We start from the raw sequence: 25,312 nt of genomic DNA, 5'->3' as shown, positions 1-25,312 counted from the left end.
TCTTCGCGAGGAATGAATGTGTCGGTGGGGGCGCTTAACCTGGACGTTATGGCATTCGCAACCGAACACCCGGTGCTCGCGCACTCGGAATACCGACCTGCCGCCGATGCCGTCAATGGGCTGGTGCGCGCTGGCGCCCAGTTCGAGGTGGTCAGCGAGTACGACCCGGCCGGCGACCAGCCCGCCGCGATCGAGGAGTTGGAGCGCCGCGTTCGGGCGGGGGAGCGCGACGTGGTGCTGCTCGGCGCGACGGGCACCGGCAAGTCGGCGACCACGGCCTGGCTGATCGAGCGTCTGCAGCGGCCGACCCTGGTGATGGCACCCAATAAGACGCTGGCCGCTCAGCTCGCCAACGAGCTACGAGAGATGTTGCCGCACAACGCTGTTGAGTACTTCGTCTCGTACTACGACTACTACCAGCCCGAGGCGTACATCGCCCAGACCGACACCTACATCGAGAAGGACAGCTCGATCAACGACGATGTGGAGCGGTTGCGCCACTCGGCGACATCGAGCCTGTTGTCGCGCCGCGACGTCGTCGTCGTCGCATCGGTGTCGTGCATTTACGGCCTGGGCACTCCGCAGTCCTACCTCGACCGGTCGGTCGAGCTGGAGGTCGGCGCGGAGGTGCCGCGCGACGGGCTGCTGCGGCTGCTGGTTGACGTGCAGTACTCCCGCAACGACATGTCGTTCACCCGCGGCTCGTTCCGGGTGCGCGGTGACACCGTCGAGATCATCCCGTCCTACGAGGAGCTGGCGGTTCGCATCGAGTTCTTCGGGGACGAGATCGAGGCGCTGTACTACCTGCACCCGCTGACCGGTGATGTGGTCCGTCAGGTCGACTCGCTGCGTATCTTCCCGGCCACCCATTACGTCGCAGGTCCGGAACGGATGGCGCACGCCATCTCGAGCATCGAGGAGGAACTGACCGAGCGGCTGGCCGAACTGGAGAACCAGGGCAAGCTGCTGGAGGCCCAGCGGCTGCGGATGCGGACCAACTACGACGTCGAGATGATGCGCCAGGTCGGCTTCTGCTCGGGCATCGAGAACTACTCAAGGCACATAGACGGCCGCGCCGCCGGTTCGGCGCCCGCGACCCTGCTGGACTACTTTCCCGAGGACTTCCTGCTGGTCATCGACGAGTCGCACGTCACCGTCCCGCAGATCGGCGGCATGTACGAGGGTGACATGTCTCGCAAGCGCAACCTGGTCGAGTTCGGTTTCCGGTTGCCTTCGGCGGTGGACAACCGCCCGCTGACCTGGGAAGAGTTCGCCGACCGGATCGGGCAGACGGTGTACCTGTCGGCCACGCCGGGGCCCTACGAGCTCAGCCAGACCAGCGGCGAGTTCGTCGAACAGGTCATCCGGCCGACCGGTCTGATCGACCCGAAGGTGATCGTCAAGCCGACCAAGGGCCAGATCGACGACCTGATCGGCGAGATCCGCGCGCGGGCCGAGCGTGACGAGCGGGTGTTGGTCACCACGTTGACCAAGAAGATGGCCGAAGACCTCACCGACTACCTGCTGGAGACGGGCATCCGGGTGCGTTACCTGCATTCTGAGGTGGACACTTTGCGCCGGGTGGAGCTGCTCCGGCAGCTGCGGCTGGGTGATTACGACGTGCTGGTGGGCATCAACCTGCTGCGGGAGGGTCTAGACCTTCCGGAGGTGTCGCTGGTGTCAATCCTCGACGCCGACAAGGAAGGCTTCTTGCGCTCTGCCCGTAGCCTCATCCAGACCATCGGCCGCGCGGCGCGCAACGTCTCCGGCGAAGTACACATGTACGCCGACAAACTCACCGATTCGATGATCCAAGCCATCGACGAGACGGACCGTCGCCGGGCCAAGCAGGTCGCCTACAACGAAGAGCACGGGATCGACCCGCAACCGTTGCGTAAGAAGATCGCCGACATCCTCGATCAGGTGTATCGGGAGGCCGACGATACGGAAGCGGTCGAGATCGGCGGGTCGGGGCGCAACGCGTCACGCGGCCGTCGCGCGCAGGGTGAGCCGGGCCGGGCGGTGAGCGCGGGCATCATCGAGGGCCGGGACACGTCGAACATGCCGCGGGCCGAATTGGCCGACCTGATCAAGGATTTGACCGCTCAGATGATGACGGCGGCACGCGATCTGCAGTTCGAGTTGGCCGCGCGGATCCGCGACGAGGTCGCCGATCTGAAGAAGGAATTGCGCGGCATGGATGCCGCAGGTCTGAAGTAGGTCAGGCGCTTGAGCTCAACCATGGTTGAGCCTTTACGGTGATGCAATGACCGAGACGACGGCATCGGCCGCGGGTAGCTGGCGTGAACTGCTGGGCCGGGACTACCTCGGTGCTGTGGTGGTTCTGGCCGGTGGTGTGGCGATCTATGCCACCAACGAATTCATCACGATCAGCCTGCTGCCCAGTGCGGTCGCCGATATCGGTGGCGAGCGGCTATACGCCTGGGTGACGACGGTCTATCTGGTGGCGTCGGTGATGGCGGCGACGACGGTCGGCTCGATGCTGACCCGGTTCGGGCCGCGAACGGCCTATCTGGGTGCGCTGTTGTCCTTCGCCGCCGGCAGCGCGCTGTGCACCTTGGCGCCGACGATGCAGCTTCTCCTGGTCGGCAGGGTGGTGCAAGGGCTGGCCGGCGGCGTGCTGGCAGGCCTGGGGTATGCGGTGATCAGTGCGGCGATGCCCGACCGGTTATGGACCCGGGCGTCGGCCGTGGTGTCGGCGATGTGGGGAATCGGCACGCTGGTGGGTCCGGCGACCGGGGGTTTGTTCGCCCAATTCGGTTTCTGGCGTGGCGGATTCGGCATGCTCGCGATTCTTGCGGTGGCAATGAGCTTGCTGGTCCCGCTGGCCTTGCCGGCGCGGACGCAGTCGGATCAGGAGATGGCCCGGACGCGGATTCCGGTGCGGTCGTTGCTGCTGCTCGGCATGGCGGCACTCGCCGTCAGTGTTGCGGTGATACCGCACAGCGCGGCCGCCATCGGCGGCCTGCTCGCGGTGGGGGTGACGCTGGTTCTGGTGTTCATCGTCGTCGACCGCCGAGTTTCGGCTGCGGTGTTGCCGCGCAAGGCGTTTGAGCCCGGACCGCTGAAGTGGATCTACCTGACGCTCGGCTTGCTGATGGCGGCCACGATGGTGGACATGTATGTCCCGCTGTTCGGGCAGCGGTTGGGTGCATTGGCGCCGGTGGTGGCGGGGTTCCTCGGCGCGGCGCTGTCGGTGGGCTGGACCGTCGGTGAGATCGCAAGTGCGTCGATCACCAACGCGCGGGTCACCGTGCGGGTGGTGGCGATCGCTCCGTTGGTGATGGCCACGGGTTTGGCCCTGGCCGCATTCACCCAAACCGATTCCGCCTCAACCAGAATTGTGGCCTTGTGGGCCCTCGCATTGGTCATCACCGGTGCGGGAATCGGAATGGCGTGGCCGCACCTGTCGGCGTGGGCGATGGGCGCGGTCGTCGACGACCCAGCCCAACAAGCCGTGGCCGCCGCCGCGATCAACACCGTCCAGCTGATGTGTGGCGCGTTCGGGGCCGGACTGGCCGGGGTTGTGGTGAACCTGCGGGCGGCTCCCGACGCAACGGCGAGCTCGCTGATGTTCGGAGCGTTTGCGGTGCTGGCTGTCGTCGGCTGTGTGGCGTCCTACCGGTCGGGCCGCGGACAGGCGCACTAGGGACTATTCGTGGTGGTCGTCGAGCTGGCGCACACCAGTGACACCCGTCACGCACGCGATCGTGTTCGGTGCGTTCCGAATTCGTGATCCCGAAAGTGTCAGCAGGACACCGCCGTCGGGGGCGCTGGCTAGATCGTTGAGGCTCCACTGGTGTTTGTCGCAGGCGGCGAGTATCTGGGTAAGTACCCCGCTGTCGATCTCGTACGTGACGCGCAGCCGCACCGAGCCGGCGAGCCGACCGCTGAGGCGCTTACTGAGCGGATTGAAGCCAAGAACGATCACGAAGTGCAGGATCGTGACGATGATCGCGAGCTTGACCAGTCCGGCCGCGGCGGCCATGCCGATGGCCGCGCATTCCCAGATCGCCGCGGCGGTGGTCAGCCCGTGGACCGCACCCTGGCGGGTGATGATCAGGCCCGCGCCGAGGAAGCCGATCCCGGACACGATCTGGGCGGCGACCCGGGACGGGTCGACCTCTACGGTGCCCGCGTTCAGCACATCGAAGAAGCCGTACTTGCTCACAATCAGAATCAGGGCTGATGCCGTACCGACGATGGCCTGGGTGCGCAGGCCCGCGCTCTTGCCGTGGACCTCGCGTTCCAGGCCGATCAGCGCGGTCAGGCCAAAGGCGATCAGCAGTTCGAGGATCTGCCGGGTGCCCTGTCCGGGGCCGCCGAGCAGCGAGGGATCGGCCAACCAGGTCTGCATGTCGCCACCGTATGTGCCGTGGGCCGGTCCGGTCAGCAATCACGCTGAGCCAAACGGTCGGCGCGTCGGCTCCAAGCTGGAACAGTCAGGTTCTGACACGCGGGTGTGGCTGAGTGGCTAGGCACCGGCCTGCAAAGCCGTTCACACGGGTTCGAATCCCGTCACTCGCTCGTATGTTTCGGTAGTTGTTGTTGCCGCTCGTGAAGGCACGAGATCTCGGCGGCATGAAGCCGGAGAAAAAGTGCTGCCGCAGCAAGCCCGGTGTTCACACGAGCGCAAAAATTCTGACGCCCTCTGGCGGACCTGACTGCGGGGGAGCCGCACTTCAGCGGGTATTTGCACAGTGAAATTGTCACCGGTGTAACCGCAGCAACACTGCTTCGTATCAGTTCGATAACCCCCTGAATGGCCCCCGCGTTCCCCTACTTACACGTCTGTAGTTTGCCCTTCAGGCCTCTCACAGAAACGGGGAAATAATGTCTCGGACCAGCTCTCGCGTGGCGGCGGTCACCGCCATGGCGACTGCGGGGTTTTTCTGGACTGCTCCACTGTTCAGCCCCCGTGTGGTTGCCGATGTCGGCAGCCCAGGTGTTCCGTGCATGGGCATCACGCATCAACTGCTCACCACCCCGCCCGACCTGTCCCAGGGCATCCCGGGCACGTCAAACTCGATTTTCACCAATAATCCGCCCAATGTCGGCGGCCCGATTCCGCCCGCGACCGTGCCGGGCAGCGTCCGGGTCCCGCCGGCGAGCGTCCCCGGCTCGCCGGGAGCGCCAGGTACCGGCGGGGTGACCGTCCCGCCGGCATCCGTCCCTGGCGCTCCCGGCACCACCGTCACCCGTAACATCCCCACGCCTCCCGCCACGGTTCCTGGTACTCCACCTGGTGGTGGTGGCGGTGGCATTCCGACTCCGCCTGCTGGTGTTCCTGGTACTCCGCCCGGTGGTGGTGGCGGTGGTATCCCGACTCCGCCTGCTGGTGTTCCTGGTACTCCGCCCGGTGGTGGTGGCGGTGGTATCCCGACTCCGCCTGCTGGTGTTCCTGGTACTCCGCCCGGTGGTGGTGGCGGTGGTATTCCGACTCCGCCTGCTGGTGTTCCTGGTACTCCGCCCGGTGGTGGTGGCGGTGGTATTCCGACTCCGCCTGCTGGTGTTCCTGGTACTCCGCCCGGTGGTGGTGGCGGTGGTATCCCGACTCCGCCAGGGGGAGTGCCAAGCGCTCCGATCAGCGATGCCGCTGGTGTGCCCGCCGGACCTGTCGGTGCCCCCGTCGCCGACGCGGGAGGTGGCCTGCCCGGTGCCGGCGCCGGTGGCGGCGAGGGCGGCGCTCCCGCCGCAGCCGGTCTGCCCGGTGGTGGCGGTGCCGGTGGCGGTTCGGGCGTTGGTGCTGGCGCACCCGGTGCTCCGGTGGCCGACGCGGCCGGTGCCCTGCCCGGCGGCGCGCCGATTTCAGATGCGAATGGGCTGGTGCCGCCGCCGGCGGCCGCCGTGCCCGCGGCCCCGTTGGCTGACGCGTCCGGTCTGGTGCCCGCACCGCCGGCAGCAGTTCCGCCAGCGGCGGTCCCCGGCGGCGGTGCGGTTCCTCCCGGCCCGCCCGCTGCGGTGCCTCCTGCCGAGGTGCCTGGTGGCGGTGGCGTCCCAGGGACCCCGCCCGCTGGCGTGCCCGGTGGTCCCGGTGGCGGTGGTGGTGGAGTCCCAGGGACCCCGCCGGCCGGCGTGCCCGGTGGTCCCGGTGGCGGTGGTGGTGGAGTCCCAGGGACCCCGCCGGCCGGCGTGCCCGGTGGTCCCGGTGGCGGTGGTGGTGGCGTCCCAGGGGCCCCGCCAGCCGCCGTTCCCGGTGGCGAAGTGCCCGAAACCGTTGTCACACCGCCGGTTCCGCCGGCCGCCGTTCCCGGCGGCGAGATCCCCGGTGGCGGCGGCACACCGCCGGCCCCGCCGGCCGCTGTTCCCGGTGGCGAGGTGGACACCTCGGTGTCGACGCCCCCGGCGGCGGTTCCCGGCGGCCCGGGTAATGGGAACAACCTCATCCTCAACACCCCGGGCATCCCGCCAGCCGCGACCCCGGGCAATGTGATCAACGAGTCGTCCGGAACTCTGCCGCCTCCCGGTGCATCGATTCCGGGCGGCTCAACCCCCGGCGGCATGATCAACGTTCCCGGCACCCCGTCGGTCACCCTGCCGGGTGTCCCGATTTCAGGCTCGACTCCGGGCCTCGTCACGCCGCCTGCGGCGGTACCCGGCAGCCCCGGTGTCCCGGTCAATGTGAACGTGCCCGGCACTCCTGCCGAGGTGCCCGGTACGCCGGGGACCCCCGGCATGATGACTCCGCCGACTCCGGACACCGTGATCCCCGGCACACCGGGAACCACTGGCGTCCAAGATCTATCGACTCCGCCGGCAGCAGTGCCCGGCGCACCCGGTGAAGGTACCGGTGGCGGCGTTCCCACCCCGCCGGCCGCAGTCCCGGGAACGCCAGGCGGCAACGTCGTGGAAACCGGAGTGACTCCGCCCGCCGCTGTTCCGGGTACGCCCGGTGAGGGTGGTGGCGGTGGTGTGCCGACGCCTCCGGGTGCTGTTCCCGGTACGCCCGGTGAGGGTGGCGGTGGTGGTGTGCCGACGCCTCCGGGTGCTGTTCCCGGTACGCCCGGTGAGGGTGGCGGTGGTGGTGTGCCGACGCCTCCGGGTGCTGTTCCCGGTACGCCCGGTGAGGGTGGTGGCGGTGGTGTGCCGACGCCTCCCGGTGGTGTTCCCGGCGTGCCGACCGGCGAGGGTGGTGGCGTTCCTGGCGCCGGCGGAGTGCCGGCCGCACCGATCACCGATAACGCCGGCGGAGTGCCGGCCGCGCCGATCAGCGATAACGCCGGGGCAGTTCCGGCCGCGCCGATCAGCGATAACGCCGGAACCGCTGGCGCACCAGCGGCCGCACTGTCAGAGAGTGCCGGCGCTGGGGGTGCAGGTGTCCCCGGAGCCGCCTCCGGTGCCGTTGGTGCTGTCGGCGCACCGGTCGCCGATGCCTCTGGCGTGATCGCACCGTCGGCCGGCGTTCCCGCGGAAGCGATCGCTGCGGCCGCCGCCGGCCTGCCCGCTGACGCTGGTGCAGCTGTACCCGCCGCGGCTGTCGGCGGCGGCGGTGCTGGTGTTCCGACGCCTCCGGGTGCTGTTCCGGGTGGTCCGGGTGGTGGCGGTGGTGGAGTCCCAGGGACCCCGCCGGCCGCGGTTCCCGGTGGTCCGGGTGGTGGCGGTGGTGGAGTCCCAGGGACCCCGCCGGCCGCGGTTCCCGGTGGTCCGGGTGGTGGCGGTGGTGGAGTCCCAGGGACCCCGCCGGCCGCGGTTCCCGGTGGTCCGGGTGGCGGCGGTGGTGGAGTCCCAGGGACCCCGCCAGCCGCAGTGCCAGGAACTCCGTTCACCAATAACGCCGTGACTCCAGGCACGCCGCCGGCCGCGGTTCCCGGTGGCCCGGGTGGTGGCGGTGGTGGCGGAGTCCCGACTCCGCCCGCCGCGACGCCGGGCACGCCCGGCGCCAACCACACGGCGACGCCGCCGACGCCGCCGCGAGTCCTGCCCGGTGGCCCCGGCAACTACGTCGGGCCGACCCCAGGTGGGTTGGGAACCTTGATTCCGTCGGCGCCGATCTCCGACGCCGCCGGCACCTTGCCGACCCCGCCGGCGCAGTTGTTCGGGACGATGGCACAGGGTGTGGCCACGCTGCTCACCCCGCCGCAGATCACGATCCCGGGTATCCCGGGCTTCGGGATCCCGCTGCCGTCGACGATCTCGACGCCGCGCGACCTGCTGTGCATGGGCACCGGATGGTCAGCGACGAAGTCGGGCACCGAAACCGGTGCACCGGCAGGAGCGATCCTCGGCACGGAGCAGCCCCCGATGAATCGGTGGTTCGACAACTAGCGGCAAGCCAAGCGGGCGCGAGGATGTCCGGGTAGCACAGGTGCGCCAGGAAGTGCCCACCTGGCCGCCCATCGGCCAACCCATCGCCGAAAGGTGCTCGACGCCAAGCTGATCCACCATTGCCGCGACGTCGCTGGCCCACATCGAGCCGGCAGGCCAGGCTGCCGTGGGCGGCCAGTTGCACGCTCAAGTTCTCGCCAGGCGCGGTCATGCGACTCGCTTCCTCTTGAGCCGGATCGCCGCCCCGCGGCGGCCGCCGAACGTCGAGGTGCCCAAACCTGGCGAATTCACGACGTTTTGAATTCACACCTTTGATCGTCATTGATGTGTGGTAGCCCCGACAATCGCGAATCTGCTGCGACGTGGATTTGCGACTTCCGTTGATGTCGGGCAGCTCACGCCACTGTCGGCTGCGCTATTTTCCCCGGTAGAGTGGCATCGCTTGGCTGTCTGGAATTGCCGCGTGGCGTGAATCGCATCCTTGCGTGGGGCCGAGGCGTTAATGTTCCAGACGGCGTTGAAATTGGAGACTGGGAGGGTACGAATGGGCGGTTACAAGACCGTAGTCGTCGGCACGGACGGCTCGGATTCCTCGCTGCGTGCAGTCGACCGGGCGGGCTATCTTGCCTCCAGCCCTGGTTCCAAGGTCATCGTGGCGACCGCCTACTTCCCGGCTTCCGAGGACACTCGCGCGGCCGACCTGCTGAAGGACGAGGGCTACAAGATGGCGGGCAACGCCCCCATCTACGCGATCCTGCGTGAAGCGCGTGACCGCGCCAAGGCCGCAGGCGCTGCCGAGGTCGAAGAGCGCGCCGTGGTTGGCGCTCCGGTCGATGCCCTGGTGGAGCTCGCCGAAGAGGTCGGCGCTGACCTCCTGATCGTCGGAAACGTCGGGTTGAGCACGATCGCTGGCCGCCTGCTGGGGTCGGTGCCCGCGAACGTGGCGCGCCGGTCCAAGACCGACGTGCTGATCGTGCACACCACCGGTTAGGCATCCGCCAGGCTGCTGCAGACTGGACTGATGACCCACTGCCGAACCCGCCTGTGGGTCGATGGCGATCTGAAGACCGAGGACTTTCCCCTCCAAGACGTCTCGAACCATCTCGCTGAGGATGGCGCCTTGGTATGGGTCGATATGTGCAACCCGGATCATGACGTGCTGTGCCGACTGGCCGATGAACTCGGCTTCGACCAACACGCCGTCGAAGACACCGTCGCTCATTCCGAACGCACCAAAGCCACCCGGTATGCGTCACACACGTTTCTCACCGTGTACGCCACCGCGCTCGCGCCAACACTGGCCAACGACCTGGAGTCGCGGCTGCTCTTGGCGCGGGTGTCGATCTTCGTGCTGCCGGCCGGCATCGTCACGGTGCGCCACGAGATCGATCCGCAGAAGCCGGTTTTCGACATCGACGAGGTGGTCCGCCGGTGGGACGAGAACTCCGACCTGCTGAAGATGGGGGCACCGGCGCTGCTGCACGGCTTGCTCGATGTGATCGTCGACGGCCAGTTCGACACCATCCAGCAGCTCGATGACGCGATCGAAGCACTCGAGGACGGGTTGTTCGACGACCGTGCGGTGACCCGCACGGTGCAGCGGTCGACCTACCGAGTACGCAAGGAACTCGTGGAGTTGCGTCGTGTCGTCCTGCCGATGCGTGAGGTGGTCAACACCATCATGCGACGCCGCGCTGAGCGTGGCGACACCGTCGAGCTGGACAGCTGGTACTCGGATCTTTACGACCATGTCATCCGCGCGGCGGAATGGACGGAGTCGCTGCGCGACATGATCACCACGGTGTTCGAGACGAATCTGTCGCTCCAGGACGCCCGGCTGAACACGATCATGAAGAAGCTCACCGGATGGGCGGCCATCATCGCCGTGCCGACCGCAGTGACCGGGTGGTACGGCCAGAACGTGCCCTATCCGGGATTTCAGAACGTCGGTGGTTTGGTGTCCAGCGCGCTGATCATCGTTCTGGCGTCGAGCTTGCTCTACGTCACGTTCAAACGGCGCGGATGGCTTTGAGTTTTCTAGACATCTGACCGCGGCAAGGAGGTCGCCGTGCATCAGCGAGTAGAACATCCGCAGAGTGCTGCAGCCCAGACAGTCAACGCCCAGAAGGGCTTTCGTCGGGCAAATGGGTATTAACCCGCCTGGGGACATCGGATTGATCTCGCCTCGGGAGTCGCGAACGGCGAACGAAGATTTGGTCGGCTTGTCCGTTTCGGTCGGGTTGGCGTTTACCCCGCCGTTTCACGCATCTCGCTGAGCACGCGAACCACGACCTTCGCCGCCAGCCATAGCGCTATCTGGTCGTCCTCGGGCACCCCTGCCATCCACTCGGCGATGCGCTGGGTGCGGGCCGAAGCACGCGCGGCCCAATTCCGCTCGCCGGCCTCTCCGAGCATCACGAGCGAGGCTCGGCCGTCCTCGGGATCGCTCCATCTCTCAAGTAGCCCTTGACGTTCCAGGCGCTGAACCAACTGCGTCATGCCCGACTGACTGGCGCTCTCGGCGGCCGCCAGTGCCGTCAGGCGCATCGGGCCCTGACGATGCAGACGATTCAGCACCAACAGTGCGCTCGCGCTGAGCTCGTCGCGGTCGATCAGATATCGCCACATGGTGTCCGTCGCGAGCGAGATCATCTCGGAGATGGACTCGATTCCGTCAGTGGCCGCTGATTCCATGCGGCCTGTATATCACTGAAGTAATGTAAAAGGAATAAACGCGAGCATCTCGATGTTAGGGGCCAGCCTCTCGGGATGACGCGCTTCTTGCCATTGACATTGACAGAAACCTCACAGCGACCGTGGAGGTGACACTCTGGCGTGCTCGGTTGCGCTTGAACAATCTATTCTGGATGGGATATAAATCCCGAAGGCCTGAGTTGCAGGGTTCCCGGAGGCGATCACATGGGGCAAGAGGTGAACGGCCGGCGTTTGACCGGCCGGATGATCCTGGCCAAAACCTGGCTACCCGTGGTGATCGTCATCGCCGTGTGCGTGGGGGCGCTGTGTATGTACAAGGTGCACCAGTCGACGGCTCCCGGACCGATCCTGGCCGTCAACCCCCCGCAAGCGCCCGAGGAGTTCACGCCCAAGCGGCTGACCTACGAATTGTTCGGCGACGTCGGGAGCGGCGGAATGCTGGACTACATCGACATCGACGGACATCCGCACAAGGTTGATATCACCGAGCTGCCGTGGTCGCACACCGAGACGACCACACTCACGGTAGTGTCCGGCAGCATCTCGGCCCAAGTGCACGGCGGACACGTCGGCTGCCGGATGCTGGTCAATGACGTTGTCCGCGATGAACAATCGGCAACCCGCGACAATGCGGACGTCACCTGCAGGGTGAAGTCCGCGTGAGCGCACATCAGGCGCAGCGTCCGTTCTTCCCCAGAATGGTCCGCCTGCTGGCGATCCCGATCATCATCTTCTGGGCGCTGCTCGCCGTCGTGTCCAACACGTTCGTCCCGAAGGTCGAGGACGTTGCCACCGAACTCGCCGGACCCGAGATTCCGACCTATGCGCCATCACAATTCGCCCTGTTGCACATTGGCGACAAGTTCCAGGAGTCCAACTCCACCAGCCTGACGATGGTCGTCCTGGAGGCCGACCACCCGCTCGACGAACAGGACCACCAGTACTACGACGGCCTGGTGCAGCGCCTGAAACAAGACACCCAGCACGTCCAGTACGTGATGGACCTTTGGGGCAAACCGATCACCGCGGCCGGAGCGCAGAGCATCGACGGCAAGGCCACCTACGTGCTGCTGCGGCTGGCCGGCAACGTCGGCCAGATCCAGGCCAACCAGTCTGTGGAAGCCGTGCGGGACATCGTCAAGAACAACAGTCCGCCGCATGGGCTGAAGGTCTACGTCAGTGGGTCGGCACCGATGGCGTCGGACACGTTGTCGATCGCGAACTCGAGCCTGAACAACATCACGATCATCACGGTCATCTTGATTTTCGTGATGCTGCTGTTGGTGTACCGATCCCTGACCAACGTGGCCGTGCCGATGTACAGCGTGCTGTTCGAGATCCTGATCGCCAAGGGCGTCGTCTCGACCCTCGGTCACTACGGATTCATCCCAATGTCGTCGTTCGCGGTGAACATCGTCGTGTCACTGACTCTGGGCGCTGGCACGGACTATGGCATCTTCTTGCTGGGCCGCTACCACGAGGCCAGACAGTTAGGCGAGAGCCGGGAAGAGGCCTACTACACCGCCTATCGGGGCGTGGCCCCCATCATCATCGGCTCCGGCCTCACGATCGCCGGTTCGTGCTTCTGTTTGACGTTCGCGCGCCTCGACTACTTCCACACCATGGGCCCGGCGGTGGCGATCAGCATGCTGTTCACCATCGCCGCCGCACTGACGCTCGCCCCGGCGCTGCTCACGCTGGGCACCCTGTTCGGATTGTTCGATCCCAAGCGGCCGCACCGCGGCCACCTGTATCGGCGGATCGGCGCCAGCGTGGTCCGTTGGCCGGTGCCGATCCTCGCGGCCAGCACCGCTGTGGTGGTACTCGGTGCGATCTTCGTGCCCAGCTACCAGGTCAGCTATGACGACCGGGCCTACCAGCCCGCGGGCGGCGCAGCCAACCAGGGGTTCACGGCTTCGGATCGGCACTTCCCGCCCAGCAAGCTGTTCACCGAGATGATGATGGTCGAATCCGACCACGACATGCGCAACTCGGCGGACTTCATCTCCCTGGACCGGGTCGCCAAGGAATTGATTCGGCTGCCCGGTGTGGCGATGGTGCAGAGCATCACCCGACCCCTCGGCCGGCCGCTGGACCACGCCAACGTGCCCTACCTGTTCACCGTGCAGGGTGGTGCCGCCGGTCAACAGCTGCCGTTCAACGAACATGCCAACGACAACACCGATCAACAAGCCCAGATCCAGGCCGACACCGTGGCGACGCTGGGCAAGACCATCGACCTGACCCAGAAGTTGGCCGACGATCTGCACACCACGGTGCTCACGCTGGAGAATCTTCAGCAGGTCACCGACGAGATCAACCAGGACATCTCGAACCTCGACGATTTCATCCGGCCCCTGAAGAACTACTTCTATTGGGAGCCACACTGTTTCGACGTTCCTGTGTGCTTCGCGTTCCGATCACTGTTCGATGGGCTCGACGGTATCGACGCGCTGGACGAACAGATCCACAACGCCGTCACCGATTTCCAGGCCGTCGATGCCCTCATGCCGCAGATGGTCGCCCAGTTGAAGATCACGCGCGACGAGACTCAGGCGTTGCAGACCATCATCGTCAACAACTATGGCCCGGCACATCTGCAATCCACCCAGACAGACCAGACGTTCGACGATCAGATCAATGTGGGCAACGACTTCGATGCGTCGCGCAGTGATGACTACTTCTACATGCCCAGAGAAGCCTTCGACAACGAAGACGTGAAAACCGGTATGCAGCTGATGATGTCACCGGACGGCAAGGCGGCACGCTTCGTGATCACCCACGAGGGCAACGCGATGGCCCCCGAGGGCATCGATCATGTCGACGCCTTTCCCGACGCGGTGAAGGCGGCGCTGAAGGAAACATCGTTGGCCGGCGCGAAGATCTACATTGGTGGCGCGGCGTCGAACAACAAAGACATCAAGGGGTACGCCGCCGGGGATCTCAAGATTGTGGCCATCGCCGCCTTTGTGTTGATCTTCCTGATCATGCTGGTGCTGACCCGAAGTCTGATGGCCGCCATCGTGATTCCCGGCACGGTGGCGTTCTCGTTCGCGGGTGCGTTCGGCCTGTCGATCCTGGTGTGGCAGCACCTTATCGGCCTGCATCTGCACTGGTTGGTGCTACCGATCACGTTCGTCATCCTGGTGGCGGTGGGTTCGGACTACAACCTGTTGCTGATCGCCAGAGTCAGAGAAGAGATCGGCATCGGGTACCAAACCACTGGGCTGCACACCGCACTGATCCGAGCTCTCGGCAGCACCGGCGGCGTGGTGACGTCGGCGGGTCTGGTGTTCGCCTTCACCATGCTGGCGATGCTCGTCAGCGACTTGAGGACGATCGCCCAGGTGGGCTCGACCGTGTGCATCGGCCTTTTGCTGGACACGCTGATCGTGCGGTCGTTCATCGTGCCGTCGTTGATTCGCCTTCTCGGGCCGTGGTTCTGGTGGCCGACGTTGGTGCGGCCGCGACCGTTGTCGCCGAAATTCCTGGAGGTGGCGCGATGAGCTTCAGCACCCACACCCCGGGATTCCGTCTCTGGGGTCTTCTGATGTTCATCGCTCTGGGCTTCGAATTCCTTTTCGGCGCTGTGGCATTCGTCTACACCCGACGGCTGCTGCGCCTGGGGGCGCTGCCGGGCAGCGACGATCTCAATGGCTACCAGAAGGCGTTGCGCAAGCTGCGTAAGGACGAACCGATGACGCAGGACGAATGGAATCTCGCCGAGCGGATCATCGACATCCGGAGATCCCCACTGGCCTACTCGGTGCCCGCCACCTTCATGACGATCGGCATCTTCTACGTCTTCGGCAGCCTGGAGTACCTGCACGGCCACACGCCGTCGGAGCGGACATTCCTCGGGTTCATCCCGATGTTCACCGCCACCAACCTCATCATTCAGGTGCGCAAGAGCGCACGGCTGAAGAAGCGACTGCCGAAGGCGACGATCGTGGAGCCGGTTGCGGTGGGTTAGACCGCCGTCCGCGGCTCAGTCGCCCGTCACAGCGGCTCGCCGATATCGGGGAGCAGCGAAATGCCTTCGGGATTGGGCTCATCGGGGCGGCGCCGTCGAAAGTTTGCGGCCAATTCGCGGACGCGGCGCTTGGCCCATTCCGGGTTGAAGCGACTAAGTTCGTCGTACTCGTATTGAAATCGCTGTTTGCGGTCAGACCATGCCGCCGCGTCGTCTGCGACTCTGTCTTCGAAGTACCAGTAGAGAGCGTCGTCAAGGCTCCCCGCCCGATCGAATCCGAGCTGGCCGCGCTCGTAGAACGTGAAGTGGTACAGGCCGGCGTCGTCGACGTAGACGTTAAGACCGTCGTTGGTCAACAACCCAACGGTCATCGGTCGAATACCAAGTTGCGCTGCGACCCGATTGATCTCGGCTTGCAGTTCGCTCGACTTAGCGTCCAAGGGGCGGCCCGGCACGATCAAGCACACCTTCCTCAAGGAGGTCCCGCACTGGAACCTTGGCTCCATCGGGGCCGACAATCATAAATTGGGGAACACCAGGCGCGGGTGTCTGCCCGAACCAAGGTTGTACCGGCCCCTCGACGATCTGCCACCCGTCGGGAAGCTGTTTGCCGGTGATCATGTAACGGTTGTATTCTCCGCCAACACTTTCGGGCATCACCGGCATTCCGACGCTCAATGTCGGCGACAGTCAGCGCCTCGGCGGTGCCTCATCGATCAGCCTGCCCCCTCGAAGCGACATCCCATCTCCCTCGGACCTGCTGACTCATAGATATCAACAACCGCGAGGACCGGTCCAGTCACCAGCCGCGCTGACGCCATTCGTCAAGATGTGGCCGTTCGGCGCCGAGGTTCGTGTCGTCGCCGTGGCCGGGGTAGACGACGGTGTCGTCCCCGTAAGCGCCGAACAACCGGCTGTCGACGTCGCCGAGGAGTTGCTCGAACGCCCCGGGCTCCCACGTCTTACCGACCCCGCCCGGGAACAGGCAGTCGCCGGTGAACAGGTGGGTGGCGGTGCGCTCGCCGCTGGGCCGCAGCGCCAGCGCCACCGAGCCGGGGGTGTGGCCGCGCAGGTGGATCACGTCGAAGACCAGATCGCCGACGGTGATGGTGTCGCCGCCGGCCAGGAAGCGGTCCGGCTTGACCGACAGCGGTTCGGCGTCGAGCTGGTGGGCGGCGGTCGGCACCCCGGTCGCCGCGGCGAGGGCCTCCAGCGCCTGCCAGTGGTCGGCGTGCTGGTGGCTGGTCACGATCAGCGTCAGCTTCGGGCCATGCTCGCGCACCAGGTCGACCAGCAGGTTCGGATCGTTGGCGGCGTCGATCAACAGGCTCTCGCCGGTCCGGGAACAGGTCACCAGGTAGGTGTTGTTGTCCATCGGGCCCACCGACATCTTGATGATGGTGGCGCCGGGCAGCGTCCGGCGGGCCGCGGCCTGCGGTTCGACGTGTCCGGTGTAGGTGTCGTCGACGACTGTCATGGCCGCCACGTTACTTGTCGGTGGGTCGACATAGCATGGGGATCAATGAGCCGTGTACGAGATGGAATGCCCTCTCGGCGGCTTCTTCGTGCCCATATACCTGCAGGAAGGGGCGCTAGTGGCTGACCGCCTGATCGTCAAAGGCGCGCGCGAGCACAACTTGCGCAGCATCGATTTGGACCTGCCCCGCGACAGTCTGATCGTGTTCACCGGGCTGTCCGGATCGGGCAAGTCCTCGCTGGCGTTCGACACGATTTTCGCCGAGGGTCAGCGCCGCTACGTCGAGTCGCTGTCGGCCTACGCCCGCCAGTTCCTCGGACAGATGGACAAACCGGACGTCGACTTCATCGAGGGGCTCTCACCCGCGGTCTCGATCGACCAGAAGTCCACCAACCGCAACCCGCGGTCGACCGTCGGGACCATCACCGAGGTCTACGACTACCTGCGTCTGCTCTACGCCCGCGCCGGCACTCCGCACTGCCCGGTCTGTGGTGAGCGAATCGCCCGGCAGACCCCACAGCAGATCGTCGACCAGGTGCTGGCCATGGACGAGGGCATCCGGTTCCAGGTGCTGGCTCCGGTGGTGCGCACCCGCAAGGGCGAGTTCGTCGACCTCTTCGACAAGCTCAACAGCCAGGGCTACAGCCGGGTCCGGGTGGACGGTGTGGTGCATCCGCTGACCGATCCGCCCAAGCTGAAGAAGCAGGAGAAGCACGATATCGAGGTGGTGGTTGACCGGCTGACGGTCAAGGCCAGCGCCAAGCAGCGCCTCACCGACTCGGTCGAGACAGCCCTGAACCTCGCCGACGGCATCGTGGTGCTGGAGTTTGTCGACCGGGACGAGGATCATCCGCACAGGGAGCAGCGGTTCTCCGAGAAACTGGCCTGCCCCAACGGCCACGCCCTGGCGGTCGACGACCTCGAGCCGCGGTCGTTCTCGTTCAACTCGCCCTACGGCGCCTGCCCGGAATGCAGCGGCCTGGGCATCCGCAAAGAGGTCGACCCCGAGCTGGTGGTCCCCGATCCCGACCTGACGCTGTCCGAAGGGGCGGTAGCGCCCTGGGCGATGGGCCACACCGCGGAGTACTTCACCCGGATGATGGCGGGCCTCGGCGAGTCGATGGGCTTCGACATCGACACCCCATGGCGCAAGCTTCCAGCCAAGGCGCGCAAGGCGATTCTGGAAGGCTGCGACGAACAGGTCCACGTCCGCTACAAGAACCGCTACGGTCGGACCCGGTCGTACTACGCCGAATTCGAAGGCGTGATGGCCTTCCTGCACCGGCGCATGGAGCAGACCGAATCCGAGCAGATGAAGGAACGCTACGACGGCTTCATGCGCGACGTGCCCTGCCCGGTCTGTGACGGCACCCGGTTGAAGCCGGAAATCCTCGCGGTGACGCTGGCGGCGGGGGAGCACGGCGCGCTGTCGATCGCCGAGGTGTCCGCGCTGTCCATCGCCGACTGCTCGAAGTTCCTCAATGACCTGACGCTTGGCAGCCGGGAATCGGCCATCGCCGGGCAGGTGCTCAAAGAGGTGCAGTCGCGGCTGGGGTTCCTGCTCGACGTGGGGTTGGACTATCTGTCACTGTCCCGCGCGGCGGGCACGCTGTCCGGCGGGGAGGCGCAACGCATCCGGCTGGCCACCCAGATCGGGTCGGGTCTGGTCGGCGTGCTCTATGTGCTCGACGAGCCGTCGATCGGGCTGCACCAGCGCGACAACCGTCGTCTGATCGAAACCCTCACGCGCCTGCGGGATTTGGGCAACACGCTGATCGTCGTCGAACACGATGAGGACACCATCGCGCACTCGGACTGGGTGGTCGACATCGGTCCGGCAGCCGGTGAGCACGGCGGCCAGGTGGTGCACAGCGGGCCCTATGCCGACCTACTGCGTAACCCGAACTCCATCACCGGGGCGTACCTGTCGGGTAAGCAGAGCATCGATGTGCCGGAGATGCGTCGCCCGATCGACCGGCGCAAGCAGCTCACGGTGATCGGCGCGCGGGAACACAATCTGCGCGAAATCGACGTTGCGTTCCCGCTCGGGGTGCTGACGTCGGTGACCGGGGTGTCGGGCTCGGGTAAGTCCACGCTGGTCAACGACATCCTGGCTTCGGTGCTGGCCAACAAGCTCAACGGCGCACGGCAGGTCCCGGGCCGGCACACCCGGATCAACGGGCTCGAGCATGTCGACAAGTTGGTGCGGGTCGACCAGTCGCCGATCGGGCGCACGCCGCGCTCCAATCCGGCCACCTACACCGGTGTGTTCGACAAAATCCGCACGCTGTTCGCCGCCACCACCGAGGCCAAGGTCCGCGGCTATCAACCCGGTCGGTTCTCGTTCAACGTCAAAGGTGGCCGCTGCGAGGCGTGTTCGGGTGACGGCACCATCAAGATCGAGATGAACTTCCTGCCCGACGTGTACGTGCCGTGCGAGGTGTGCCACGGCGCTCGCTACAACCGGGAAACCCTCGAGGTGCACTACAAGGGCAAGACCATCTCCGAGGTGCTCGACCTATCCATCGAGGACGCCGCCGAGTTCTTCGAGCCGATCTCCTCGATTCACCGGTATCTGCGGACCCTCGTCGATGTCGGGCTGGGCTACGTGCGGCTGGGGCAGCCGGCGCCCACGCTGTCCGGCGGTGAGGCGCAACGCGTCAAACTGGCGGCCGAACTGCAGAAGCGCTCGACCGGACGCACCGTCTACATCCTGGACGAGCCGACCACCGGTCTGCATTTCGAAGATATCCGTAAGCTGCTCAAGGTCATCAACGGCCTTGTCGACAAGGGCAATTCGGTGATCGTCATCGAGCACAACCTGGACGTCATCAAGACCTCGGACTGGATCGTCGACATGGGGCCTGAGGGTGGTTCCGGTGGTGGCACCGTCGTCGCCCAGGGGACACCGGAGGAGGTGGCCGCGGTGCCCGAGAGCTACACCGGGACGTTCCTCTCCGACGTGCTGGCCGCACCGGCCCCCAAGAAGACCTCCCGAGCGCCCCGGCGGCGCAAGGTCAGCTAGCCCTGCACGGTCGGCCGAATGGTGATGTCACCGATCTCGACATCACGGGGCTGTTCAATCGCGAACGCGATGGCTCGGGCGACCGCTTCCGGGGGCATGCCGAAACTCTCCATGGCCGCGCGAGTCTGACGGCGGGCCTCGGGATCTCCGATCGACGAGTCCAGCTCGGTGTTGACGTAGCCCGGCGAGATGGACGTGGTCCGGATGACGCCGTCGGTGGATTCCTGACGCAACGCCTCCAATAGGGTGCGCACGGCGTTCTTGGTGGCTGCGTAGATGCCCATGTTCGGGACGATCTTGATACCGGCCGTCGACACCACAGTGACGAAATCGCCGTGGCCCTGGCGGCGAAAGACCGGCAGCGCCGCGGCGATGCCGTGCAGCACCCCCCGCAGGTTGACGTCGATCATCGCCGACCAGCCGTCCACGTCGAGATCGGTGGTCGGCCCGATCTTGCTGATGCCGGCATTGCCGACGAACACATCGAGTCGGCCGAACGCCCGCACGGCGGTATCGACGAGCCGCTCGACGTCGGCGCGCTGCGTCACGTCGGTGGCGACCGTCAGGGCTGTGCCGCCCGCGTCGCTAATCTCGTCGGCCAGTGCGTGTAGCCGATCCTCGCGGCGCGCGCCAAGGACGACGGTCGCGCCGCGCCCGGCCAGCAGCCGCGCGGTCGCGGCGCCGATACCGCTGCTGGCGCCGGTGATCGCGACGATGGGCCCGCTCAAGGCTGATTCGGCTTGTGCATCGACGCGCGGATCTCGTCCAGCCGCTCGGCGGCCGCCTTCTGCCTGGCCTCGTACTGCTCCTCGGCGGTACGGCCCTCAGGCGTCTCGGCGGCCAATTCGGCTGAGCCGAGCGCGGTTCCATACCGCGTTTCGATTTTCTCCTGCACCGATTCGAAGGTGGGCACCCCGGAGTCGCTGTAGCCGGAATCCAGTGCGGGTTTGGTGGCTGGTTCGTCGGGCATACGAATTACCGTACCCCCGGCGGACCTCCTGCGGCCGCGATCGTAACCGGGCCTGGCGGGCGCACCGGCGGCCCCGGCAGGGCGACCGAAGCGACCCCCGGCGTGTGGACCTGACCGGCCAGCCACGGCAGAGCGCTGGCGAAGGCGCGCGCCGCGAACGGCCAGTCGTGCTTACCCGGCTCGGCCACCACCGCGCAGTCGATGCCGTTGGCACTGCCCACCCCGCACAACGCGTTCGCGGCAGCCGTCGGGTCGCCGGGACTCGGGGCGGCATCGCGCCCACCGAGGCCACTGGCGCCGGCGTCGAGCACCGTTGGCGGCGTGCGCTGGGCCGATGGATTGCCCGAGATGGCGAACCACCCCGAAAGGCCTTGGTAAAGACCATGTCTGGTCATGATGGTGGCTGGATCGAAATCAGCGTAGGCAGCGGCGTTGCCGCCGAACAGCCGCGTAATCGTCTGGGTCTTGGTGCCGGAATTCGGCGCGTAGTCGCCCGCGATGTCCTCGAAGGTGCTGAACATGTCGGGATGCATGGTGGTCAGGTCGACCGCGCAGGTGCCACCCATGGACCAGCCGACGACGCCCCAGTTCGTTCGGTCGGTGCTGACACCAAAGTTCGAGACCATGAACGGCACAACATCTTTTGTCAGATGGTCGGCGGAGTTCCCTCGCGGGCCGTTGACGCATTCGGTGTCGTTGTTGAACGATCCGCCAGAGTCGACGAATACGAAGACCGGTGCGTTGCCGTGATGGGCGGCCGCGAAGTCGTCGATCGTCTTGATGGCATTACCGGCCCGCAGCCAGTCGGCGGGCGTATTGAATTCCCCACCGATCATCATCACCGTGGGCAGTTTGGGTGGGGGATTGGTGGCGTAGTACGCGGGGGGCAGGTAGACGAGTTCCTGGCGATGCGCGAAATGCGATGAGTCCGACGGGATTGTCACCGGCACCACGGTGCCCTGGGCAGGGACGGCGTGCTGGACCACCATCTGGGTGACGGTGGCGCGGTCGGTCTGGTCCGGCAACGGGCCTGCGGTCATCTGGTTCCAGGCGGTCTGCACGGTCGGGAAGTAACCCACCCACAGGTTGAGCATCAGGGCAGTCGCCAGCGCGCACAGCGGTATCGCGAGCACCGAGACTCCGCGCCGCCACCAACGCGCGCTGCGCCAGCCTACGACCGCCACCACGGCGGCCAGGGTGGTCACGGCAATCCACACCCACAGCTGGTGCGGGGCCGGATCGCCGGCCAGTCCGTCATTGGAGATGCTCCACTGGGCATACCACGCGGCGCCAATGCCGACGAGGGCCGCCAGCGGCAGCCACAACAGCCGCCAGCGGCGCGTCCGCCAGCCGACAGCCAACAACAGAACGAGCCCGGCCACGATCTGCACCGTCAGCGGCAACCATCCGTGCATCAACGAAATGTGTTGGTGATTAGCCGGTATCACGCTTTCATAGTGACCACGTTTCCTTGGCGGTCGCTGTGAATCCGCCTGCGCGGGCTAACGCGGTTTGGCCAGCGGGAAGGGCAGCGTTTCCCGGATGCTGCGTCCGGTGATCAGCATGACCACCCGGTCGACGCCCACTCCAAGACCTCCGGTCGGTGGCATGGCGTATTCCATCGCCTGCAGGAAATCCTCGTCGAGTTCCATCGCCTCGGGGTCGCCGCCCGCGGCCAGCAGGGACTGCTCCTGCAGCCGACGCCGCTGTTCGACCGGATCGGTCAGCTCGCTGTACGCGGTGCCCAGTTCGACACCCCACGCGACCAGATCCCAGCGCTCCGCGACGCCGGGCTTGCTGCGGTGCGGGCGGGTCAGCGGCGACACCGAGGTGGGGAAGTCGGTGTAGAACGTCGGCGCCTCGGTGCAGTCCTCCACCAGCCGCTCGTAGAGCTCGAGCACCACGGCACCGGCATCCCAGTGGGTGAGGTAGGGAATGTGCGCGCCGTGGCACAACCGGCGCAGCTCGGTCAGTTCGGTTTCGGTGTCGATCTGCTCGCCGAGGGCTTCGGAGACGGCGTCGTGCACGGTCTTGACCGTCCAGGTTCCGGAGATGTCAACGGGCTCGAGCTGATCGGGGGCGCCATCGCGGGGCCGCATCACGACCGCGGAACCGTTGGCGGCGATCGCCGCGTTCTGGATCAGCTCCCGGCAACCGTCGATCCACACCCGGTAGTCGGCGTGTGCCTGGTAGGCCTCGAGCAGGGTGAATTCCGGATTGTGGCTGAAGTCGACGCCCTCGTTGCGAAATGCCCGGCCCAGCTCGAAGACTCGCTCGACACCGCCGACGCACAACCGCTTGAGGTAGAGCTCGGGAGCGATGCGCAAATAGAGGTCGAGGTCGTAGGCGTTGATGTGGGTTTTGAACGGCCGAGCGTTGGCGCCGCCGTGGATCTGCTGCAGGATCGGCGTCTCGACCTCGAGAAAACCCTTGGTGAACAAGGTTTCCCGGATCGAGTGCAGGACATTGCTGCGGGCGCGGATGAGATCGCGGGCTTCGGTGTTGATCGCGAGGTCGACGTAACGGGCCCGCACCCTGGCCTCCGGGTCCTGCAGGCCCCTCCACTTGTCGGGCAAGGGGCGCAGGCACTTTCCGAGCATGCGCCACTGCTCGACAAGAACCGACCGGGTGCCGTTCTTGCTGTAGCCCATGTGTCCGGTGACCTCGACCAGGTCGCCGAGGTCGACGGCGGCGAAGTCCTCGGTGGCGCCGTCGAGCGTGGCCTTGTCCAACAGCAGTTGCACGTCGCCCGACCAGTCCCGCAGTTGGGCGAACACCACGCCGCCGTAGTCGCGGGCCCGCAGGATCCGGCCGGCGACGCTGAGGGTGACGGTGTCATCGGCGGTGAGTGCCTGCGCGATCGTGTGGGTGGGGGGCTGGCCGACCGGGTAGGCGTCGACACCGTTGCGCTGCAGCGTTTTGAGCTTGGCCATCCGGACGCGCACCTGGTCGGGAAGTCGCTGTGTGTGTCCCGACTTCTCCTCGGCGGATTCGTCCGGATCGGGCGCGCTGCCGTCGGCGTGCAGCCGCCCGGTGGCGGCAAGGTCTTCGGGGACGGCCGAATAGTGCCCGGTGTGTTGCTTGCCGCGCCGGGAGAACGGCAGCACCAGGAAGCCTTCGGCGATCACCGAGGCGACACCGACCCGCGGGATCAGCCGCGCGTCCTCGTAGCAGGCATACCGGGGTACCCAAACCGGCTGGTACTTCATGTTGGACCGGTACAGGGTCTCCAGCTGCCACCACTTCGAGAAGAACACCAGCATGGCCCGCCACAGTCGAGCGACCGGGCCCGCGCCGAGTTGGGCGCCTTGTTCGAAGGCCGCGCGGAACATTGCGAAGTTCAGCGAGATCCGGCTGACGCCAATATCTTCGGCGTTCTGCAGCAGTTCGGTGACCATCAGCTCGATGGTGCCGTTGGGGGACTTCGGCGAGCGGCGCATCAAGTCCAGTGACAATCCGTTGTTGCCCCACGGCACCAGCGAGAGCATCGCGACTACTTCGCCCGACCCCGGGTCGCTGCCTTCCTGCCCGCCGGTATCGCCGCCATCGACGGCCTCGACCAGCAGGCAGTCCCCGTCGGCGTGGTCACCGAGGCGCCCCAGCGCCATCGAGAAGCCGCGTTCGGTCTCAGTGTCGCGCCAGGCGTCCGCGCGGGCCAGCACCGCGGCCATCTCGTCGGCGGAGAAGTCGCGGTGCCGCCGCATCCGCACCGTCAGCCCGGCGCGACGTGCGCGGGTGACGGCCTGGCGGACGGCGCGCATGTCCGGGCCCGACAAGTGGAACTGGTCGGGGTAGAGGATCGCCTCATCGCCCAGCTGCAGGGCATTCAGGCCCGCGTCGCGGTATGCCTGGGCGCCAGTGGAACTCGCGCCCATCACGCCAGGGGCCCAGCCGTAGTCCTGGCACAGCGACAGCCATGCCGTAATCGCCTGCTGCCAGGCACGCGGATCGCCGATCGGGTCACCGCTGGCCAGGCAGACGCCGACCTCGACGCGGTAGGTGACCGCGGCTCGGCCGTTGGCCGCGAACACCACGGATTTATCGCGGCGGGTGGCGAAATAGCCCAACGAGTCGTTCTTGCCGTACACCTGCAGCAGACCGCGGATGGCGGATTCGTCCTCGCCGGTCAACGCATTCTCGGCGCGTTGGGATTGGAACAGCACGACCGCGGCCACCATCAGCGCCAGCGCGCCGAACAGACCGAGCAGGGCGTTGACGAAGGTGTGCGGATGACCGGTGAAGGATTCGGCGCCAGCCCCGGCGAACGCACTGACGCGGTTCAGCGCGTACCAGAAGCGGTCTTCGCGGGCCAGGGTGCCGGGGAAGAATTCGAGCACCATCCAGCCGATCAGCGTGCCCACGGCCAGGCCGGCCACCAACGCCAGGGCCGCCTTGACCAGAGCGCCGCGGCGGACCCTGGCCCAGAATTCCTTGTAGGCCAGGACGAGGGCGCCGGCCGCGGCGATGTGGAAGACCAAGCCGATGACCTCGCCGGCGTCCACGGCCGCCGTCTCGTCGCCACTGAGCAGGTCGGTGATGTTCCATACCGACGCGGCCACCATGTAGAACACCAGAATCCACCAGGCGATGCGCTTGCGGGCCGCGAGCGCGGCGGCTAGCAGCACCAGCACGAATGCCCAGGCGAAGCTGGTGTCCGGGAAATTGAACAGGTAGCTGTTGATGAATTCCCGGGGCATCCGGATGAGGTGCCGAACGATCGTGGACACGCTCGACAGCAGCGAGAGCGTCGCGATGACGCCGATGATCCAGCCGGCTGCGGCAGGCACCCAACGGAAGCGTGACGTTGGCCGACTAGTGGTGACGGTCATAGGCCGCGAGGATATTCCCTCGGCGTGCGAATTGTCT

17 protein-coding genes, 1 tRNA gene and 2 pseudogenes are annotated in these 25,312 nt (G+C 66.3%); 10 read left to right on the top strand and 10 right to left on the bottom strand.

Going from position 1 to position 25,312, the window contains the following annotated elements; genetic code table 11:
* Positions 1–48: 48 nt before the first annotated feature.
* Together uvrB and G6N38_RS27785 are read left to right on the top strand one after the other, a co-directional pair.
* Entirely contained in the window at positions 49–2,220 is a 2,172-nt protein-coding gene (uvrB, locus tag G6N38_RS27790; protein ID WP_163751311.1) for an excinuclease ABC subunit UvrB, read from the top strand.
* A gap of 46 nt (positions 2,221–2,266) precedes the next feature.
* Positions 2,267–3,670, top strand: a complete 1,404-nt coding sequence (locus G6N38_RS27785; protein ID WP_163751310.1) for an MFS transporter — start codon at positions 2,267–2,269, stop codon at positions 3,668–3,670.
* Positions 3,671–3,673: 3 nt separating this feature from the next.
* Here G6N38_RS27785 and G6N38_RS27780 read toward each other — a convergent pair whose 3' ends face one another.
* Positions 3,674–4,378 (bottom strand): MgtC/SapB family protein, encoded by a 705-nt coding sequence (locus G6N38_RS27780; RefSeq protein WP_163751309.1) that lies wholly within the window; start codon positions 4,376–4,378, stop codon positions 3,674–3,676.
* 99 nt (positions 4,379–4,477) lie between these two features.
* Between G6N38_RS27780 and G6N38_RS27775 the strand changes: the two genes are divergently transcribed.
* From G6N38_RS27775 to G6N38_RS27760, 4 genes are all read left to right on the top strand, one after another.
* Positions 4,478–4,548, top strand: a tRNA-Cys gene (locus tag G6N38_RS27775).
* A 429-nt stretch (positions 4,549–4,977) separates the two neighbouring features.
* Positions 4,978–8,286, top strand: a complete 3,309-nt coding sequence (locus tag G6N38_RS27770) for a hypothetical protein (RefSeq protein ID WP_163751308.1) — start codon at positions 4,978–4,980, stop codon at positions 8,284–8,286.
* Between the two features lie 544 nt (positions 8,287–8,830).
* On the top strand, positions 8,831–9,277 hold the full coding sequence (locus G6N38_RS27765; protein WP_108059541.1) for a universal stress protein: 447 nt from the start codon (positions 8,831–8,833) through the stop codon (positions 9,275–9,277).
* A gap of 30 nt (positions 9,278–9,307) precedes the next feature.
* Positions 9,308–10,318 carry a magnesium transporter CorA family protein gene (locus G6N38_RS27760; RefSeq protein ID WP_163751307.1) on the top strand — a complete coding sequence of 337 codons (1,011 nt, stop codon included), beginning with the start codon at positions 9,308–9,310 and terminating at the stop codon, positions 10,316–10,318.
* A gap of 12 nt (positions 10,319–10,330) precedes the next feature.
* On the opposite strand, the pseudogene G6N38_RS27755 reads toward G6N38_RS27760, so the two are convergent.
* Together G6N38_RS27755 and G6N38_RS27750 are read right to left on the bottom strand one after the other, a co-directional pair.
* A pseudogene (locus tag G6N38_RS27755) lies at positions 10,331–10,456 on the bottom strand (DUF2752 domain-containing protein); the annotation flags it as partial.
* A 77-nt stretch (positions 10,457–10,533) separates the two neighbouring features.
* Positions 10,534–10,980 carry a MarR family winged helix-turn-helix transcriptional regulator gene (locus G6N38_RS27750; protein ID WP_163751306.1) on the bottom strand — a complete coding sequence of 149 codons (447 nt, stop codon included), beginning with the start codon at positions 10,978–10,980 and terminating at the stop codon, positions 10,534–10,536.
* A gap of 267 nt (positions 10,981–11,247) precedes the next feature.
* Between G6N38_RS27750 and G6N38_RS27745 the strand changes: the two genes are divergently transcribed.
* The 3 genes from G6N38_RS27745 to G6N38_RS27735 are packed head-to-tail and all read left to right on the top strand — an operon-like array spanning position 11,248 to position 14,974.
* Entirely contained in the window at positions 11,248–11,664 is a 417-nt protein-coding gene (locus G6N38_RS27745) for an MmpS family transport accessory protein (protein ID WP_179968602.1), read from the top strand.
* Between the two features lie 35 nt (positions 11,665–11,699).
* Complete coding sequence (locus G6N38_RS27740; protein WP_163752491.1) at positions 11,700–14,507, top strand: MMPL/RND family transporter; 2,808 nt, start codon at positions 11,700–11,702, stop codon at positions 14,505–14,507.
* Complete coding sequence (locus G6N38_RS27735; RefSeq protein ID WP_163751304.1) at positions 14,504–14,974, top strand: hypothetical protein; 471 nt, start codon at positions 14,504–14,506, stop codon at positions 14,972–14,974. Before G6N38_RS27740 ends, G6N38_RS27735 begins: the two co-directional genes overlap by 4 nt.
* Positions 14,975–15,000: 26 nt before the next feature.
* On the opposite strand, the gene G6N38_RS27730 is transcribed toward G6N38_RS27735, so the two are convergent.
* The 3 genes and pseudogenes from G6N38_RS27730 to G6N38_RS27720 form a co-directional block, all read right to left on the bottom strand.
* Positions 15,001–15,345, bottom strand: coding sequence for an Imm63 family immunity protein (locus G6N38_RS27730; RefSeq protein ID WP_163751303.1), 345 nt, complete (start codon positions 15,343–15,345; stop codon positions 15,001–15,003).
* Positions 15,346–15,403: 58 nt separating this feature from the next.
* A pseudogene (locus tag G6N38_RS30890) lies at positions 15,404–15,628 on the bottom strand (TNT domain-containing protein); the annotation flags it as partial.
* A gap of 145 nt (positions 15,629–15,773) precedes the next feature.
* Positions 15,774–16,451, bottom strand: a complete 678-nt coding sequence (locus G6N38_RS27720; RefSeq protein WP_163751302.1) for an MBL fold metallo-hydrolase — start codon at positions 16,449–16,451, stop codon at positions 15,774–15,776.
* 118 nt (positions 16,452–16,569) lie between these two features.
* Here G6N38_RS27720 and uvrA point away from each other — a divergent pair, with 118 nt between their 5' ends.
* Positions 16,570–19,476 carry an excinuclease ABC subunit UvrA gene (gene uvrA / locus G6N38_RS27715; RefSeq protein WP_163751301.1) on the top strand — a complete coding sequence of 969 codons (2,907 nt, stop codon included), beginning with the start codon at positions 16,570–16,572 and terminating at the stop codon, positions 19,474–19,476.
* Here uvrA and G6N38_RS27710 read toward each other — a convergent pair.
* From G6N38_RS27710 to lysX, 4 genes are all read right to left on the bottom strand, one after another.
* Positions 19,473–20,204: an SDR family oxidoreductase gene (locus tag G6N38_RS27710; RefSeq protein ID WP_163751300.1), complete on the bottom strand. Its 732-nt coding sequence runs from the start codon at positions 20,202–20,204 to the stop codon at positions 19,473–19,475. The genes uvrA and G6N38_RS27710 overlap by 4 nt on opposite strands.
* Positions 20,201–20,446 (bottom strand): PspA/IM30 family protein, encoded by a 246-nt coding sequence (locus tag G6N38_RS27705; protein ID WP_163751299.1) that lies wholly within the window; start codon positions 20,444–20,446, stop codon positions 20,201–20,203. The genes G6N38_RS27710 and G6N38_RS27705 overlap by 4 nt, the downstream gene beginning before the upstream one ends.
* Before the next feature lie 5 nt (positions 20,447–20,451).
* The gene (locus G6N38_RS27700; RefSeq protein ID WP_163751298.1) at positions 20,452–21,861 is read right to left on the bottom strand and encodes an alpha/beta hydrolase; all 1,410 of its coding nucleotides are present in this window, start codon (positions 21,859–21,861) and stop codon (positions 20,452–20,454) included.
* A gap of 87 nt (positions 21,862–21,948) precedes the next feature.
* Positions 21,949–25,275 carry a bifunctional lysylphosphatidylglycerol synthetase/lysine--tRNA ligase LysX gene (gene lysX, locus G6N38_RS27695; protein WP_163751297.1) on the bottom strand — a complete coding sequence of 1,109 codons (3,327 nt, stop codon included), beginning with the start codon at positions 25,273–25,275 and terminating at the stop codon, positions 21,949–21,951.
* Positions 25,276–25,312: the final 37 nt, after the last annotated feature.

It is taken from the genome of Mycolicibacterium helvum (assembly GCF_010731895.1).
Lineage (GTDB): Bacteria > Actinomycetota > Actinomycetes > Mycobacteriales > Mycobacteriaceae > Mycobacterium > Mycobacterium helvum.
Note: the sequence above shows the minus strand (reverse complement) of the source record. Positions and strands in the feature narration are given on the sequence as shown.

What these genes read in the sequence shown, in the direction of transcription:
- uvrB (WP_163751311.1), top strand. Translation starts at nt 49, where the DNA reads ATGGCATTCGCAACCGAACACCCGGTGCTCGCGCACTCGGAATACCGA.
- G6N38_RS27785 (WP_163751310.1), top strand. Translation starts at nt 2,267, where the DNA reads ATGACCGAGACGACGGCATCGGCCGCGGGTAGCTGGCGTGAACTGCTG.
- G6N38_RS27780 (WP_163751309.1), bottom strand. Translation starts at nt 4,378, where the DNA reads ATGCAGACCTGGTTGGCCGATCCCTCGCTGCTCGGCGGCCCCGGACAG.
- G6N38_RS27770 (WP_163751308.1), top strand. Translation starts at nt 4,978, where the DNA reads ATGGGCATCACGCATCAACTGCTCACCACCCCGCCCGACCTGTCCCAG.
- G6N38_RS27765 (WP_108059541.1), top strand. Translation starts at nt 8,831, where the DNA reads ATGGGCGGTTACAAGACCGTAGTCGTCGGCACGGACGGCTCGGATTCC.
- G6N38_RS27760 (WP_163751307.1), top strand. Translation starts at nt 9,308, where the DNA reads ATGACCCACTGCCGAACCCGCCTGTGGGTCGATGGCGATCTGAAGACC.
- G6N38_RS27750 (WP_163751306.1), bottom strand. Translation starts at nt 10,980, where the DNA reads ATGGAATCAGCGGCCACTGACGGAATCGAGTCCATCTCCGAGATGATC.
- G6N38_RS27740 (WP_163752491.1), top strand. Translation starts at nt 11,700, where the DNA reads ATGGTCCGCCTGCTGGCGATCCCGATCATCATCTTCTGGGCGCTGCTC.
- G6N38_RS27735 (WP_163751304.1), top strand. Translation starts at nt 14,504, where the DNA reads ATGAGCTTCAGCACCCACACCCCGGGATTCCGTCTCTGGGGTCTTCTG.
- G6N38_RS27730 (WP_163751303.1), bottom strand. Translation starts at nt 15,345, where the DNA reads ATGACCGTTGGGTTGTTGACCAACGACGGTCTTAACGTCTACGTCGAC.
- G6N38_RS27720 (WP_163751302.1), bottom strand. Translation starts at nt 16,451, where the DNA reads ATGACAGTCGTCGACGACACCTACACCGGACACGTCGAACCGCAGGCC.
- G6N38_RS27705 (WP_163751299.1), bottom strand. Translation starts at nt 20,446, where the DNA reads ATGCCCGACGAACCAGCCACCAAACCCGCACTGGATTCCGGCTACAGC.
- G6N38_RS27700 (WP_163751298.1), bottom strand. Translation starts at nt 21,861, where the DNA reads ATGCACGGATGGTTGCCGCTGACGGTGCAGATCGTGGCCGGGCTCGTT.
- lysX (WP_163751297.1), bottom strand. Translation starts at nt 25,275, where the DNA reads ATGACCGTCACCACTAGTCGGCCAACGTCACGCTTCCGTTGGGTGCCT.